Here is a 423-nt window from a genome sequence, read left to right as displayed (position 1 = left end):
GCCCCGGTTCCCGCAGGTGCAGGGCGGGCCGTCGAGCTGGATCACCTGGTGGCCGAACTCCCCGGCCCCGGTCCTGGCCCCCCGGTGCACGCTGCCGCCGATGACCAGTCCTGCCCCGAGCCCCGTGCCGAGGTGCAGGTACGCGAAGGAGCCGCCCTCGCCCCCGGCGGCGAGGCCCAGCGCCGCCGCGTTGGTGTCCTTGTCGACCACGACCGGAACGCCGAGCCGCTCCGCCAGAGCCTCCCGCAGCGGGAAGCCGTCCCACTCGGGGAATCCGGTCACCCGGTGCAGCACTCCCCGGGCATGATCGAGCGGCCCGGGCAACGCGACGCCCACGCCGAGCAGGGCCGGGTCCGGGTCGGCCGACCCCGGTCGAATTTCGCCGAGCCCGGTCGGCAGCAGCCTCGTCACCGTCTCCCGTAC

1 protein-coding gene is annotated in these 423 nt (G+C 75.7%); it reads right to left on the bottom strand.

Annotated elements, in window-relative coordinates:
* On the bottom strand, positions 1-423 hold a 423-nt coding region (locus tag C1J00_RS44235; RefSeq protein ID WP_245936768.1), incomplete at both ends, for an ROK family protein.

Source organism: Streptomyces cahuitamycinicus (assembly GCF_002891435.1).
GTDB classification, from domain to species: domain Bacteria; phylum Actinomycetota; class Actinomycetes; order Streptomycetales; family Streptomycetaceae; genus Streptomyces; species Streptomyces cahuitamycinicus.
Note: the sequence above shows the minus strand (reverse complement) of the source record. Positions and strands in the feature narration are given on the sequence as shown.